14 protein-coding genes and 2 pseudogenes are annotated in these 14,154 nt (G+C 72.2%); 10 read left to right on the forward strand and 6 right to left on the reverse strand.

The genetic code is table 11. The annotated features are described in order from the left end of the window. Window position 1: 1 nt before the first annotated feature. The 6 genes from hsaA to ACF061_RS24165 all read left to right on the forward strand — a co-directional run bounded on the left by hsaA (window position 2) and on the right by ACF061_RS24165 (window position 6,191). The gene (gene hsaA, locus ACF061_RS24140) at window positions 2-1,168 is read left to right on the forward strand and encodes a 3-hydroxy-9,10-secoandrosta-1,3,5(10)-triene-9,17-dione monooxygenase oxygenase subunit (RefSeq protein WP_392269034.1); all 1,167 of its coding nucleotides are present in this window, start codon (window positions 2-4) and stop codon (window positions 1,166-1,168) included. Window positions 1,169-1,180: 12 nt separating this feature from the next. Then, a complete protein-coding gene (gene hsaD, locus ACF061_RS24145; RefSeq protein WP_392269035.1) occupies window positions 1,181-2,068 on the forward strand; it encodes a 4,5:9,10-diseco-3-hydroxy-5,9,17-trioxoandrosta-1(10),2-diene-4-oate hydrolase in 888 nt (295 codons plus the stop codon). A 17-nt stretch (window positions 2,069-2,085) separates the two neighbouring features. Then, window positions 2,086-2,979 carry a VOC family protein gene (locus ACF061_RS24150; protein ID WP_392269036.1) on the forward strand — a complete coding sequence of 298 codons (894 nt, stop codon included), beginning with the start codon at window positions 2,086-2,088 and terminating at the stop codon, window positions 2,977-2,979. Beyond that, entirely contained in the window at window positions 2,967-3,467 is a 501-nt protein-coding gene (locus ACF061_RS24155) for a flavin reductase family protein (protein ID WP_392269037.1), read from the forward strand. The genes ACF061_RS24150 and ACF061_RS24155 overlap by 13 nt, the downstream gene beginning before the upstream one ends. A gap of 165 nt (window positions 3,468-3,632) precedes the next feature. After that, window positions 3,633-4,502 carry a MaoC/PaaZ C-terminal domain-containing protein gene (locus ACF061_RS24160; protein ID WP_392269038.1) on the forward strand — a complete coding sequence of 290 codons (870 nt, stop codon included), beginning with the start codon at window positions 3,633-3,635 and terminating at the stop codon, window positions 4,500-4,502. A 27-nt stretch (window positions 4,503-4,529) separates the two neighbouring features. After that, entirely contained in the window at window positions 4,530-6,191 is a 1,662-nt protein-coding gene (locus ACF061_RS24165) for an FAD-dependent oxidoreductase (RefSeq protein WP_392269039.1), read from the forward strand. 82 nt (window positions 6,192-6,273) lie between these two features. On the opposite strand, the gene ACF061_RS24170 is transcribed toward ACF061_RS24165, so the two are convergent. From ACF061_RS24170 to ACF061_RS24180, 3 genes are read right to left on the reverse strand one after another with little or no spacing between them, the layout of a single operon-like run. Beyond that, on the reverse strand, window positions 6,274-7,260 hold the full coding sequence (locus ACF061_RS24170; protein ID WP_392269040.1) for an alpha/beta hydrolase: 987 nt from the start codon (window positions 7,258-7,260) through the stop codon (window positions 6,274-6,276). Next, on the reverse strand, window positions 7,257-8,000 hold the full coding sequence (locus tag ACF061_RS24175; RefSeq protein WP_392269041.1) for a glucose 1-dehydrogenase: 744 nt from the start codon (window positions 7,998-8,000) through the stop codon (window positions 7,257-7,259). The genes ACF061_RS24170 and ACF061_RS24175 overlap by 4 nt, the downstream gene beginning before the upstream one ends. After that, window positions 7,997-9,130, reverse strand: a complete 1,134-nt coding sequence (locus ACF061_RS24180; protein WP_392269042.1) for an LLM class flavin-dependent oxidoreductase — start codon at window positions 9,128-9,130, stop codon at window positions 7,997-7,999. Before ACF061_RS24180 ends, ACF061_RS24175 begins: the two co-directional genes overlap by 4 nt. A 178-nt stretch (window positions 9,131-9,308) precedes the next feature. Between ACF061_RS24180 and ACF061_RS24185 the strand changes: the two genes are divergently transcribed. From ACF061_RS24185 to ACF061_RS24195, 3 genes and pseudogenes are all read left to right on the forward strand, one after another. Next, the gene (locus tag ACF061_RS24185; protein WP_392269043.1) at window positions 9,309-10,076 is read left to right on the forward strand and encodes a glucose 1-dehydrogenase; all 768 of its coding nucleotides are present in this window, start codon (window positions 9,309-9,311) and stop codon (window positions 10,074-10,076) included. 456 nt (window positions 10,077-10,532) lie between these two features. Continuing rightward, window positions 10,533-10,961, forward strand: coding sequence for a VOC family protein (locus ACF061_RS24190; RefSeq protein ID WP_392269044.1), 429 nt, complete (start codon window positions 10,533-10,535; stop codon window positions 10,959-10,961). Between the two features lie 68 nt (window positions 10,962-11,029). Continuing rightward, a pseudogene (locus ACF061_RS24195) lies at window positions 11,030-11,880 on the forward strand (IS5 family transposase). Between the two features lie 51 nt (window positions 11,881-11,931). Here the strand turns inward: ACF061_RS24195 and ACF061_RS24200 are convergent. Further along, window positions 11,932-12,477 (reverse strand): GNAT family N-acetyltransferase, encoded by a 546-nt coding sequence (locus ACF061_RS24200; RefSeq protein ID WP_392269045.1) that lies wholly within the window; start codon window positions 12,475-12,477, stop codon window positions 11,932-11,934. 158 nt (window positions 12,478-12,635) lie between these two features. Between ACF061_RS24200 and ACF061_RS24205 the strand changes: the two are divergent. After that, a pseudogene (locus ACF061_RS24205) lies at window positions 12,636-12,761 on the forward strand (IS630 family transposase); the annotation flags it as partial. Window positions 12,762-12,795: 34 nt separating this feature from the next. Here the strand turns inward: ACF061_RS24205 and ACF061_RS24210 are convergent. Continuing rightward, on the reverse strand, window positions 12,796-13,416 hold the full coding sequence (locus ACF061_RS24210) for a hypothetical protein (RefSeq protein WP_392269046.1): 621 nt from the start codon (window positions 13,414-13,416) through the stop codon (window positions 12,796-12,798). Between the two features lie 125 nt (window positions 13,417-13,541). Continuing rightward, entirely contained in the window at window positions 13,542-14,084 is a 543-nt protein-coding gene (locus tag ACF061_RS24215; RefSeq protein ID WP_392269047.1) for a dihydrofolate reductase family protein, read from the reverse strand. Between the last annotated feature and the right edge of the window lie 70 nt (window positions 14,085-14,154).

The following is a 14,154-nucleotide window of genomic DNA, read 5'->3' on the forward strand; positions in this document are numbered from 1 at the left end:
CATGGCCGAAGACGTACTGGCAGCGATCCGCGCCCTCGCACCGACCCTGCGCGAGCGCGCGGCCGAGGCCGAGACCCTGCGCCGCGTGCCGGAGACCTCCGTCGAGGAGATCGAGCAGACCGGCTTCTTCCAGCTGCTCCAGCCCAAGCCGTTCGGCGGCCGGGCCGCCGACCCGGCCGTGTTCTACGCCGCGGTCAAGGAGATCGCCAAGGCGTGCGGCTCCACCGGCTGGGTCGCCTCGGTGGTCGGCATCCACCCCTGGCACGTCGCCCTGTTCGACCCGCGGGCCCAGCAGGAGGTGTGGGGCGAGAACCCCAGGACGCGCATCTGCTCCTCCTACGCCCCCACCGGCGAGGTGAGCGCGGTCGACGGAGGCTTCCGGCTGACCGGCCGCTGGCACTTCTCCTCCGGCTGCGACCACACCGACTGGGCGCTGCTGGGCGGTCTCGTCCCGGACGCCGACGGCACCCCGGTCGACATGCGCACCTTCCTGGTCCCCCGCTCGCAGTACCGCATCGACGACGTGTGGGACACCGTCGGCCTGCGCGGCACCGGCAGCAACGACATCGTCGTCGAGGACGTCTTCGTCCCCGAGCACCGCGCGCTCAGCTTCGGCCCGGTCACCGCCCTGCGGGTGCCCGGCCACGAGCTCAACCCCGAGCCGCTGTACCGGCTGCCCTACGCCGCCGTGTTCACCACCACCATCTCCACCCCGATCGTCGGCATCGCCGAGGGCGCCTACGAGTCCTACATCGAGGCCACCCGGAAGCGGATCCGCGTCTCCTACGGGCAGAAGGTCGCCGAGGACCCGTTCGCGCAGGTCCGCATCGCCCGCGCCGCCAGTGACATCGACGCCGGCTGGTTGCAGATGTCCCGCAACATGGCCGAGATGTACGACCTCGCCGCGCGGGGCGAGGAACTCCCCATGGCCCTGCGCACCCGCGCCCGCCGCGACCAGGTGCTCGCCACCGAGCGCTCGGTCGCCGCCCTCGACCTGCTGATGGAGAACTCCGGCGGAAACGCCATGCGCACCGGTCCCGGCCCCGTCCAGCGCGCCTGGCGCGACGCCCACACCGGTCGCGGCCACGCCGCCAACGACCCCGAGCGGGCCCTGGTGATGTTCGGCCAGGCCGCGCTCGGCATGGACATCCACGACTCGATGGCCTGAGAGGTGCCCCAGATGACAGAGGAACCGACCCGGGAATCGACCTCCCGCACCGTGAAGGCAGCGGGACTCACCCTGCACTACCACGAGGCGGCCCCCCGGACGCGGACATCGGCGGCCGACGCCGCCGCCCCGGTCGTGATCATGCTGCACGGCGGCGGCCCCGGCGCCTCCGCCTGGTCCAACTTCGGCCGCAACCTTCCCGTCTTCGCCGAACGCTTCCGCACCCTCCTCGTCGACCAGCCCTGCTTCGGACGCTCGGACAAGCCCGAGCTCGACCGGGACTACTTCACCTACAGCGCCGACGCCGTCGCCGCCCTGATGGACGAACTCGGCATCGCCCGCGCCCACTTCGTCGGCAACTCCCTCGGCGGCGGCACCAGCGTCCGGATGTCCCTCAACCACCCGGAAAAGGTCGGCAAGCTGCTCCTGATGGGCCCCGGCGGCGTCTCCCTGAACCTCTTCGCCCCCGACCCCACCGAGGGCGTCAGGCGGCTCTTCGAGTTCAACGCCGCACCCCAGCCGACCAAGGAGCGACTGCGCGCCTTCCTCGGCGTGATGGCGTACGACCAGTCGATCGTCACCGACGAACTGGTCGAGGAGCGCTGGGCGTCGGCGACCGACCCCGACACCCGGCTCGGCACCGCCCGCATGGCGGCCGCCTTCGCCGACCCCGCCTGGGCCGAGGACTGGATGCTCTGGCGCGAGGCCCACCGCATCACCCACCCCGTGCTGCTCACCTGGGGCCGCGAGGACCGCGTCAATCCCCTGGACGGCGCGCTGGTCGCGCTGAAGACCATCCCCGACGCCCGCCTGCACGTCTTCCCGCACTGCGGCCACTGGGCGCAGGCCGAGCAGGCCGACGAGTTCAACCGCCTCGCCCTCGACTTCTTCTCGCACTGACCCCCGAAAGGTGACCCATGGACATCCGTGCTCTCGGCTACCTGCGCCTGGAGACCACCAGGCTCGCCGACTGGCGCACCTACGCGCTCGACCTGCTCGGGATGGTGGAGGCGTCCGGCACCACCGAGGACACCCTCCGCCTGCGCATGGACGACCGCGTCCAGCGCCTCGTCGTGCAGGCCGGCGCCGGCGACCGGCTGCTGGCGGCCGGCTGGGAGGTGGCGAACGCCCGCGCCCTCGACGAGGCGGCCCGGGAGCTGGAGGACGCCGGCTTCCCCGTCAAGCAGGCCGACGCCGCCGAACTCGCCGAGCGCCGCGTACGCGGCCTGATCCACGTCACCGACCCCTGCGGCAACCCGCTGGAGCTCTACTGGGGCCAGGCCCAGGACCACACCCCGCTCGGCACCCCCTACGGCAACCGCTTCGTCACCGGCGACCTCGGCCTCGGTCACGTGGTCCTGCCGGTGCCGGACATCGACGCCGCACTGGACTTCTACGAGAACGTGCTCGGTTTCCAGCTCCGCGACTCGATGAAGCTGCCCCCGCAGGCCGTCCCGGCCGCGGCCGAGCAGCGCGACTTCCACTGGATGCACTTCCTGAGCCCCAACCGCCGCCACCACAGCCTGGGCCTGTACCCCGGCGCGCTGCCGCCCGGCATCGTGCACTTCATGGTGGAGCTGGAGACCCTCGACGACGTCGGCCACGGCCTGGACCGCATGAACGCGGCCGGCATCCCGATCGCCTCCAGCCTCGGCCGGCACACCAACGACCACATGGTCTCCTTCTACGCCCAGGCTCCCGGCGGCTTCCAGGTGGAGTACGGCTGGGACGGCCTGATCGTCGACCCCGCCACCTGGGTGGCCAAGGAGATCACCTCCGACAGCTTCTGGGGCCACCAGTGGAACGGCTGAACGGACCACGCATCGCTCCGGCCGTCTTCCGGGACGTCCTCGGCCGCTTCGCCAGCGGCATCACGGTGGTCGCGGGACTGGACGCGGGCGAACCCGTCGGCTTCGCCTGCCAGTCCTTCGCCTCCCTCTCCCTCGACCCGCCGCTGGTCATGCTGGCCGTCGGCAGGTCGTCCACGAGCTGGCCGAGGATCGAGCGCGCGGGCCGCTTCTGTGTGAACATCCTCGCCGAGGACCAGCAGGCCACCTGCTCGGCACTGGGCCGCAGCGGCCCCGACAAGTTCACCGGCGTGCCCTGGAGCGTCACCGGGCACGGCACCGTCCGCCTCGACGGCGCCCTGGCCACCGTGGACTGCCGCCTGGCCGACGTCCACGAGGCCGGTGACCACCACATCGTCACCGGCGAGGTCCTCGATCTCGCCGCCCGGGAGGACGGGCACCCGCTGCTCTACTTCCGCAGCCGCTACGCCACCGGCACGTTCTCGAACTGAGCACAGCCGTGACCTGAGCACAGCCGTGACCTGAGCACAGCCGTGACCTGACCAGAGCCGCGACCTGACCAGAGCCTCGACCTGACCACAGCCCCGACCTGAGTCAGCCGCGAACCGGACGACGAGCCGGCACCGCCGCCGGCCGAGCGCGGAGGAACCCGTCCCATGCCGATTGACCCCTTCCAGGCCACCTCCGCCCCGCCCGTGCGCGCCGCCGCGGTCTGGGACGACCGCGACGTACGCCTGTACCACCTGGCGCTGGGCGCGGGCGTCCCCGAGACCGACCCGGGCGAACTCCGTTACGTCCACGAAGGACACGAGCGGGGCCTGCGGGTGCTGCCCACCTTCGGCGTGGTGGCCGGGGGCACCGGGGGAGTGGGCTTCCAGGTCTTCGACGCACCGGGCGTGGACATCGACCTGGCCGCCGTGCTGCACGGCGGCCAGGAGATCACCGTGCACCGCCCCCTGCCCGCGGCGGCCCGGGCGACCACACTCACCCGGATCCCGGCCGTGTACGACAAGGGCAGCGCCGCCGTCGTCGTCCAGGAGTCCGTCCTCCTCGGCGAGGACGGCGAACCGCTGCTCACCCAGCGCAACCAGGTCTTCGTCCGCGGCGAGGGCGGCTTCGGCGGCGACCGCGGCCCCTCCGACCGCCTGCCCGCACCGGACCGCGATCCCGACCTGGTGCTGGAGATCCCGACACTGCGTCAGCAGGCCCTGCTCTACCGCCTCACCGGAGACTGGAACCCGCTCCACGCCGACCCGGCCACCGCCCGCCGCGCCGGTTTCGACCGCCCCGTCCTGCATGGCCTGTGCACCTTCGGCATGGCGGTCAAGGCCGTCACCGACGACCTGCTCGGCGGCGACGCCACCCGAGTGGCACAGTGCCGCACCCGCTTCGCCGGCGTCTTCTTCCCCGGCGAGACGCTGCGGCTGCGCGTGTGGGACACCCCGGACGGGTATCGGCTCACGGCGACCGCGGCGGACCGCGACGACGCGCCGGTCCTCACCGACGCCCGCGTCACCGCCCACTGAAACCCCCGCCCCACGAAAGAGGACCGCATGAGCACCGAGTGGGACCACACCTACGACGTGGTGGTGGCCGGCTCCGGCGCCGCCGGCATGGCCGCCGCCCTCACCGCGCGGCTGCGCGGACTGACCGCCCTGGTGGTGGAGAAGACCGACCGCTACGGCGGCACGACCGCTCTGTCCGGCGGTGCGATCTGGGTGCCGAACAACTTCCACCTGGACGCCGCCGGCCTCGCCGACACCCCCGAGAAGGCCCGCGCCTACCTGGACGCCACCGTGGGCGACCGCGTCCCCGCCGAACGCAAGGACGCCTACCTCGCCCACGGGCCGCGCATGGTGCGGGAGTTCCACGACCGCACCGCCGTACGGTTCGTCCACACCCCCGGCTACAGCGACTACTACCCGGAACGGCTCGGCGGCTCCCCGCAGGGCCGCTCGGTCGAACCGGGAATCTTCGACCTGAACAGGCTCGCGCCCGAGCAGCGCGCGACGCTGCGCCGCGCCGGGCTGCCCACCTACGGGCTCACCATCACCTCCAGGGACTTCCGGCACCTGAACATGGTCGCCCGCACCTGGGCCGGCAAGCGGACCTCCCTCAAGGTCGGCGTCCGCGCCCTGGGCGCCCTGGCCACCGGCCGTCAACTGCTCGCGCTCGGCGAGGCGCTGGTCGCCCGGATGCGGTACTCGCTCGACCGGCTCGGCGGCGAGCTGTGGCTGAACGCCCCGCTGACCGGCCTGGTCGCCGACGGCGGCCGGATCGCGGGCGTCCGCGTCCTGCGCGACGGCCGCGAGGTCACCGTACGGGCCGGGGGAGGCGTGGTCCTCGCCTCCGGCGGCTTCTCGCACCAGCAGCGACTGCGCGAGAAGTACCTGCCGTCGCCGACCTGCGCCGAATGGAGCTCGGCCCCCGAGGGGCAGACCGGCGACGGCCTGGAACTGGGCATCGCCGCCGGCGCCGCCGTGGACCTCATGGACAGGGTGTGGGGCGCGCCGTCCGTGGTGCCGCCCGGCGGCAGACCGTTCTTCCTCGTCGCCGACCGCGGCATCCCGGGCATGGTGATCGTGAACGCGGCGGGCGAACGCTACGCCAACGAGGCCGCGCCCTACCATGAGTTCGTCGACGCCATGTACGCGGCCGACCGGCCCGGCGCGTCCACCGTGCCGTCCTGGCTGATCCTCGACGCCGCCTCCAAGGCCCGCTACCTCTTCCTCGGTCTCTTCCCCGGGCAGCCGTTCCCCAAGGCGTGGCGGAGGAGCGGCTTCGTCAAGCAGGCCCCTTCCGTCGAGGAACTGGCCGGGCTGATCGGTGCGGCCCCCGAACGGCTGCGCGCCACCGTGGACCGCTTCAACGGCTTCGCCCGCGCCGGCCGCGACGAGGACTTCCACCGCGGCGACAGCGTCTACGACCGCTACTACGGCGACCCCACCCTGCCCAACCCCAGCCTCGCGCCCCTGCGGAAGGGCCCCTTCTACGCCGTTCCGGTCCACCCCGGCGACATCGGCACCAAGGGCGGCCTGGTCACCGACGCCACCGCGCGGGTGCTGCGGGAGGACGGCACGGTGATCGAGGGCCTGTACGCCTCCGGCAACGTCTCCGCCGCCGTCATGGGGGAGACCTACCCCGGCCCCGGCGCGACCATCGGTCCCGCCATGACGTTCGGCTGGCTGGCGGCCGACCACATCGCACGCTCATGACCCTCCGACCCCATCAGCGGCGGGGGAGGCCGGGCAGTACCTGGTACGCGCCCGGCGTCCCCCGGCCGTGGTGCGCGCGGGATCACCCACCGGGCGGCTCCAGCGCCGCCCGCAGATCGCGCGCCGCCTCGGCGAGCGCCCGGTCCGCCTCCGGCAGCAGCCCCGTCAGACCGAGGAAGCCGTGGAAGGTGCCGGGCCACACCCGCACCCGTGGGGCGGCGCCCGCCGCCTCAAGGCGTCCCGCGTAGGCCAGGGCGTCGTCGCGCAGCGGATCGCACTCCGGCAGCACCAGCACCGCCGGGGGCACCCCGGCCAGGTCCGCGGCGAGACCGGGGGAGGCGTAGGGGTGCGAACCGTCTCCCTCCTCTCCCAGGTACTGCTCCCAGTACCACCGCATGTGCGCGGTCGTGTGGAAGAACCCCGTCGCGTAGGCGCGGTAGGACTCGGTGGCCATCCGGTGGTCCAGGACCGGGTACGCCAGCAACTGCGCCGCCAGGGCCGGGCCGCCGCGGTCCCGTGCCATCAGGGCCACCGCCGCCGCCAGGTTGCCGCCGCTGCTGTCGCCCGCGACGGCCAGCCGCCCGGGGTCCCAGCCCAGCCGGGCCGCCTGGGCCGCCACCCAGGCGGTGGCGGCCCAGGCGTCCTCGGCGGCGGACGGGAAACGGTGCTCCGGTGCCAGACGGAAGTCCACCGAGACCACCACCGCGTTCGTACGGGCGGCCAGTTCGCGGCAGAGACCGTCATGCGAGTCCAGGCCGCACAGCACCCAGCCGCCCCCGTGGAAGAAGACCACCACCGCAGGCGCGGCGGCCGGGGCGACCACCGGCTCGTAGATCCGCACCGGCACCTCGGGGGCGCCCGCCGGCCCGGGTACGGACCGGTCGGTGACGCGCGGCAGTTCGCGCACGGGTCGCCTCCCGGCGCCGGCGCGTGAGGCCCGCCGGATCGCGGCCGGCTCGACGGGGCCCAGGGCGGGATCGGGAAACCCCGCCGACATGGCGTCGGCGAGTTCCCGGGCCCGGACGGTCAGCGGATCGGTCCTGGCACGCGGACCGCAGCGATCGGTCATTTCGCCGTCAGCCCCCCGTCGACGGTGAACTCGGCGCCGGTGACGTACGACGAGGCGTCCGAGACCAGGAACAGCACCAGCTCCGCCACCTCCTCCGGACGGCCCATGCGCCGCAGCGGCACGTTCGGCCAGTCGCGCCGCCCGGCGTCCGGGCCGAGCGTGCCCGCGACCATGGGCGTGTCGATGGCACCGGGATGGACGGAGTTGACCCGGATGCCGTGCGGGGCCAGGTCCAGGGCGGCGGACCTGGTCAGTCCGCGCAGAGCGGACTTCGTGGCCCCGTAGGACGCGTGTCCCTCGATGCCGACCAGGCCGGCGGTGGAGGAGATGTTGACGACGGACCCGCCGCCGGTCGCGCGCATCGCCGGGACGACGGCCCGTATGCCGAGGAACGGCCCGACGAGGTTCACGTCCACCAGGCGCCGGAGGTTCTCCTCGGTGTCCTCCTCGATCGGGGCGGTGCGCCACAGGGCCGCGTTGTTGACCAGGGCGTCGATCCGGCCGAAGACGTCGAGAGCCGCCCGGACGACGCGGTGCCAGCCGGCCGCGTCGGACACGTCGTGGGCCACGAACAGTCCCCGGTCGCCCAGCTCCTCCGCGACCGCTCGGCCCTCCTCCTCCCGTACGTCCGTGACCACGACCCGTGCGCCTTCCCGCGCGAACAGCCGTGCCTCGGCGGCTCCCTGACCGCGCCCGGCGCCGGTGACGACGACGGTCCCGCCCTCCAGCCGCCCCGTCATGCCGCCGGCTCCTTCTCCAGGTCCCGGAAGTGCGGGATGACCTTCTCGCCCCACTGCCGGATGGTCTCCACGCACGCCTCCTGGGGGACGGTGCCCATCTGGACCAGGCACATGACCTCGTCCACGCCGATCCGGCGCAGCCGGTCGACGTAGGCGATGGCGGTCTCGGCGCTGCCGTACGCGTGCTCGGCGTTGAACTGGCCCGTGTCCGCCGGGCGGACGGGGATGTTCGCCTCGTGCAGCTTGGCGACCAGGACCTCGCGGTCGCGCTCCATGGCGGCCACGTGGTCCTCTTCCTCGTCGTACGCGGTGGGCGCGGGGCCGTTGCCGTACCAGTGGGCGATGGACTCGGCGAAGAACCGCTGCCCGCGGGTGCCGATGCGGTACGCCCGTTCGGCGTCGTCCAGCACGATCGTCGGGCACAGCGCGGAGAAGTGGTCGTTGACCTCGGTGGAGACGAACCGGTCGCCGCGGCGCCCGGCGATGGCCTCGTCGTAGATCGTGCGCATCTCCCGGATGTCGTCGGCCCCGGCGAAGCCCAGCACCAGCGCGCCGATGCCGAGTTCGGCGGCGAGCCTGAGGGTGTCGTGCTTGCTGCAGGCCATGAACAGCGGCGGGTGCGGGGTCTGCACCGGGCGGGGCAGGACTGCCCCCGGACCGATGTCGAGCGACCCGTGCCACTCGAACCGCTCCTCGCGCCAGGCGCTGCTGAAGATCCGCAGCGCCTCCTCCATCTGCGGGTAGGTGTCCTCGGGCCGTACCCCGTACATGGACATCTCCTGCCGGGTGGCGCCGCGGCCGGCGCCGACGTCGACCCGGCCGCCCGAGAGGACGTCCAGCATGGCGGCGCGCTCGGCGACCCGCACCGGGTGCTGGTAGCCGAAGGGCATGGTGACCACTCCGTGGCCGATGCGGATGCGGGACGTCCTCGCCGCGACCCAGGCGAGGAACACCTCGGAGGCGCTCATGTGCGCGTACTGCGTCAGCGCGTGGTGCTCGACCGCCCAGATCCGGTCGAAGCCCATCTCCTCCGCCAGGACGGCCTGTTCGACGCAGTCGTGGAGGACCTGACGCTCCCGCTCGGGGGACGGGTCCGCGATCTGCGCCTCGAAGATCATCGAAAACTTCACGGCGACTCCTCTTCGTTGTTTCGGTTCGGTATATGCCTAGCAGTAATACCCCCGTCGGGGGAGGGACGGACAGCGCCCGCTCCCGCTCAGCGGGAGGACCGGGTTCCGCCCCCGGACGCGGGGGACGTACCGTCCTGGCGCCGTGGACGTGTGGACAGGCCGGACAGGGGAGAGGCGTATGACGGACCTCCGGGGCAGAACGGTGATCGTCACCGGCGGGGCACGGGGACTCGGCGCCGAGGCCGCCCGGGCGGTGGTCGGGGCCGGCGCCCGTGTGGTGCTCACCGACGTGCTGGTGGACGAAGGCCGCGGCACCGCGGCCGAACTCGGCGACGCCGCCCGGTTCGTCCCGCACGACGTCACCTCCGAGGCGCAGTGGCAGCGGGTGGCGCGGTACACGGTCGCCGAGTTCGGCGCGGTCGACGGCCTCGTCAACAACGCCGGGATCTCGGGTGGTTCGCACCTGCTCGAGGAGCAGTCGGTCGAGGACTTCCGCCGGATCGTGGACATCGACCTCACCGGCGTCTTCATCGGGATGCGCACCGTGGTCCCGCTCATGAAGCAGGGCGCGGGCGGCTCGATCGTCAACATCTCCTCGGCGGCGGGCCTGATGGGCCTGGCCATGACCGCCGGCTACGGAGCCGCCAAGTGGGGGGTGCGCGGACTGACCAAGGTCGCCGCCGTGGAGCTGGGCACCGCGCGGATCCGCGTCAACTCCGTCCACCCCGGCATGACCTACACCCCGATGACCGCCCACGTCGGCATCGAGCGGGGCGAGGGGAGGTACCCGCGCACTCCCATGGGCCGGGTCGGCGAAGCCCCGGAGGTCGCGGCGGCCGTCGCCTTCCTGCTGTCGGACGCGGCGTCGTACATCACCGGCGCCGAACTGGCCGTCGACGGAGGGTGGACCGCGGGGCCGACACTGCGGCGACCGGCCGGAGGGTGACGGGTGCGGGTCCGGCCCTCCGGTCCCCAAAACCAGCGGAACGGTCGCTCGGGTGTCTCGCGGGCTCGGAACCGGAGGGCGGTGGTGATGCCCGTCCCGCGCGGCAGCCCGGGAACGGCCTACGAGGCGCTCGCCGGCAACGGTCCGCGACCGCCTCGCCGGCCCCGGACTCGGCTCCGCCCCGGCCGCGGCGGACCGCCGGCAGAGGTGGTCCGACCACGTTTGCCGACGGGGCTGGGGACTGTCCCGATCTTTGGCATGTGGTAGGTGGGACAGGCTCCCGGGCCCCGCCGGTGAGCGACGCCGCCAGGGCCGCGTCGTTCCCGTGGGCCGTTCGGACCGATCACCGGGTGTCCAAGCCGGCCCGGGCTCGGCGGAGTTGGGGCACGGCCTCCCGACAGCATGCGGATCCGCCTGGGGAAACGAGTGACGGAACCTCCGCGGTAGGGTGCGCCGATGTCATCGACCAAGCAGTTCCAAGTCACCTTCGACTGCGCGGAACCCGAGCGTCTCGCTCGCTTCTGGTGCGAGGTGCTGGGGTACGTCGTCCCGCCGCCGCCGGAGGGGTTCGCCACCTGGGACGATTTCAAGCGCTCGCTGCCACCTGGGCAGCAGGACGCATGGTTCGCGTGCGTTGATCCCTCCGGTGTGGGCCCGCGACTGTTCTTCCAGCGCGTTCCGGAAGGGAAGGCCGCGAAGAATCGGCTGCATCTCGATGTGCGGGTCGGTACCGGACTCGTAGGGGAAGAGCGCCTCGCCGCGCTTGAGGCAGAGTGCGCGCGACTGCTCCCGCTCGGCGCGGTACACGTGCGAACGCTGTACGACGGCAATGACGCGTGCATCCCGATGCTGGACATCGAGGGCAACGAGTTCTGCATTGACTGAGCGTCCTGGGGCGTGCATCGAAAGTGGATCTTGGCGTGAGATGATCTTGGTTCGCGGCGCGTGGAGACCTGACGGACGAGCAATGGGCGGCGCTCGAGCCGCTGGTTGCCCCTTGGCAAGAAGCCCGGCCGGCCGCCGACATGGGCCCGGCGGCAGCTGATCGATGGCATACGGTTCCGGGTCCGCACCGGCATCCCATGGCGGGACGTGCCCGAGCAGTACGGGCCTTGGGGGCGGGTGTACGACCTGTTCCGCTGCTGGCAGCGCAACGGCACCTGGCAGCGGATCTTCAGCGCCCTCCAGGCCCGGGCGGACGCGAAGGACCTGATCACCTGGGACCTCAACGTCGACTCCACCGTCGTCCGCGCCCACCAACGCGCCGCAGGGGCGCGCAAAGGTGGGATCTGCAGAAGGAGCCACCCGGCGGCGTCGCCGTCGAACCCGCTGACCATGGACTCGGCCGCTCGCGCGGCGGCCTGACGACCAAGCTGCACCTGGCCGTCGAGCAGCGGCAGAAGCCCATGTCGATCGTCATCACGGCCGGGCAGCGGGGTGACTCCCCGCAGTTCGAGGTCGTCCTGGGCCGCGTCCGGGTTCCCAGGATCGGGCCGGGCCGACCGCGCACCCGGCCGAGGCGGCTCCGGGCCGACCGCGCACCCGGCCGCGGCGGCTCCGGGCCGACAAGGCGTGCGCCTCCCGCAAGAACCGGGCCTACCTGCGGCGGCGCGGGATCCGCTGCACCATCCCGGACAAGACCGACCAGGCCCGCAATCGCAAGAGACGCGGCTCGCGCGGCGGCCGGCCGCCGAAGTTCGACCCGGTCGACTACCGCGAGCGCCACGCCGTCGAGTGCGGCATCAACCGCCTCGAAAGACACCGTGCCGTGGCCACGAGATACGACAAGCTCGCGGTCCGCTAAGAGGCGACCGTTCTCGTCGCCGCTTTCAACGAGTGGCTGTGACCAGCCACCTCACGATGCCGCCGCGTAACAGTGGATGGCCACCAGCTGAGACGGGCTCCATCGTTGCTCGACCGTGGCCATCAGTTCCCAGCCCAGCCGCTCGTACAAGGCTGCCGCGGCGGCATCGGACGCCACGACGTCGAGCACCGGGTGCAGGCCACGCCTTCGTGCTTCCTCCACGGCCTGGCCGATCAGCAGTGCACCGATTCCATACCCCCTGGCCTGCGGGGCGACGAACAGCCGGCTGACCACCGCGGTCAGGTCCTTGCTCGTCCCGTTCCGGTCGCTCCACAAGCTGGGGGCCAGATCCCCTTCGCCGCTGCGGGACAAGCTGACATGGCCGACGACACGGCCGCCGAGTTCAGCGACCCAGGCCCCCAACAGGGAGGCGTGCGACAGCCACTCATCAGGCTGGTCAGGCCAGTTCACCGGGTAACCGTCACGTTGATGGACTTCCGCGAGAACCCGCACGCACTTCTCGACATCACCATCTGTCCTCCGCCGGACCCAGTGGCCTGGCCTCTCCAGAGCAACCCCGGAATTCTCGATGTTCACTCCGGCAGGGAAGCACAGGCCACGGAGTCACAACCAGCCACTTTCGATACACGCCCTAACTAGGGGCCGGCCGGCCGCTGTGACCGCGTAGGTGCGCCGGGTCGGGGGGTGTGGCGGTTGGATGGGCGGTGACGTCCGATCCGACCGCCGGATGTGCGGTGGCCGAGCCTGTTCGTGTGCGCGGACCGACCAGGAGGGGCGGAAACCGTGTGCCGGTGGTCGCCCAGTTGGTGCAGGCCGACGAGGACACCGTGCGCGGTGTGGTCCACCGGTTCTACGAGATCATCTCATTCGTGACCGGCGGCCCGCGCGGCAGCCCTAGCTGCTCAGGGGCGAGCCCCACGCGGGATCGTGCCACGCTTTCCCGGCCAGGCCGGTGAGCAGACGCTCCGTTGTGCTCAGGGCTGTGTCTTGCGCCAGCCCCATTGCGGTCAGGGCGGCACTGAGCCGTGCGGACGCCTCCTCCGGCACCTCCAGGTCATCGAGAAGTGGAAGGAGCAACAGGAGGCGGGCGGCAGGTTCGACGACGCCGTCGGCTTGTGGTGCGGGGTCGTCGGCGAGGCGGACCAGTTCCCGCCATGTCAGCCCGGTCCCCGAGAGCTCCCCTTCCCAACTGGCGATCCGCTGGGCATGGCTTCGGCCTGGACGGATGAGCAGGAAGTCGGTGCCGTAGTCGCCGACCAGGTTGCGGAAGACCACCACGACTTCGGAGCCATCCGCACCAGGGACCCGGAGCACCGGCCAGCGTCCAGGATCGAAGAGGGTCTCGGACAAGGCATCGGCATCAGCACCGTCCTCGCCGAACCACTCCGGAACGGGACGCTCGGCGCCGGCTCCACCAGCGCAGATCATCGATAGGTAGTTCGACCAGAAGCCCGGGCGAGCCAGTAGTGACTCCCCGGCGTCCAACGGGCCGTCGTCGTATCCCTCGATCAACACCCGCCAAGCCTGTCACCAGCCACTGACATGGCCCCTCCCGGGGGTCTGGCAGTCACGGGACGGTCCGTACAGCGCCCCGGCGGGCGCGGACAGAACGTGCTGGTGTCGACAACTGGACGCCGCGCCTACTCTCGCACGCGGAAGCGGAGCATCGTGACGGCGCCCGACTGGGTGTTGCCGACGGGTTCCAGGCCGATCCTGTCCAGGCTCGGCGGAGAGAAACGGACACCGTCGCCGAGCAGCACCGGTAGGACGTACACCAGGATCTCGTCGACGAGCCCGCGCCGCAGGCACTGGGCGGCCACGTCGGCACCGAGGATCTCCAGGTTCTTGCCGCCCGCGGCGCCGCGGGCCGTGGCAACGGCTTCCTCGATGTCACAGGTGAGGAACGTGACGGTGGGGTCCGGCTCGGCGGGAGGCTCGTGGGTGAGGACGAACTGTGCTCCCCCGTCGTAGGCGGTGTCCTGGTCGGCCATACGCTTGGCGACCTCGTACGTGCCCCGGCCGACGAGCATGGCGCCCGTGGCCGCCATGACCTCCGGGAACGTGTCCGCAGTCAGGTACTCGGCGATCCAGTCCATCGCGTGGCCAGGACCGGCGATGAACCCGTCCAGCGACATCGCCCTGTTCACGACCACTTTGCCGGTGCCGGTGCTCACATCGCTCATGCGTCTTCTCCGAGGATTCTGGAGGCCCGGGGCCGCATCATAGTCCGGCCGATGGGGAGGGCGACGGCAA

It is taken from the genome of Streptomyces sp. NPDC015220, assembly GCF_043079345.1.
Classification (GTDB): Bacteria; Actinomycetota; Actinomycetes; order Streptomycetales; family Streptomycetaceae; genus Streptomyces.

Excerpts from the sequence above, each read along its gene's own strand:
- hsaA (WP_392269034.1), top strand. The coding sequence starts at position 2 with ATGGCCGAAGACGTACTGGCAGCGATCCGCGCCCTCGCACCGACCCTG.
- hsaD (WP_392269035.1), top strand. The coding sequence starts at position 1,181 with ATGACAGAGGAACCGACCCGGGAATCGACCTCCCGCACCGTGAAGGCA.
- ACF061_RS24150 (WP_392269036.1), top strand. The coding sequence starts at position 2,086 with ATGGACATCCGTGCTCTCGGCTACCTGCGCCTGGAGACCACCAGGCTC.
- ACF061_RS24160 (WP_392269038.1), top strand. The coding sequence starts at position 3,633 with ATGCCGATTGACCCCTTCCAGGCCACCTCCGCCCCGCCCGTGCGCGCC.
- ACF061_RS24165 (WP_392269039.1), top strand. The coding sequence starts at position 4,530 with ATGAGCACCGAGTGGGACCACACCTACGACGTGGTGGTGGCCGGCTCC.
- ACF061_RS24170 (WP_392269040.1), bottom strand. The coding sequence starts at position 7,260 with ATGACCGATCGCTGCGGTCCGCGTGCCAGGACCGATCCGCTGACCGTC.
- ACF061_RS24175 (WP_392269041.1), bottom strand. The coding sequence starts at position 8,000 with ATGACGGGGCGGCTGGAGGGCGGGACCGTCGTCGTCACCGGCGCCGGG.
- ACF061_RS24185 (WP_392269043.1), top strand. The coding sequence starts at position 9,309 with ATGACGGACCTCCGGGGCAGAACGGTGATCGTCACCGGCGGGGCACGG.
- ACF061_RS24190 (WP_392269044.1), top strand. The coding sequence starts at position 10,533 with ATGTCATCGACCAAGCAGTTCCAAGTCACCTTCGACTGCGCGGAACCC.
- ACF061_RS24215 (WP_392269047.1), bottom strand. The coding sequence starts at position 14,084 with ATGAGCGATGTGAGCACCGGCACCGGCAAAGTGGTCGTGAACAGGGCG.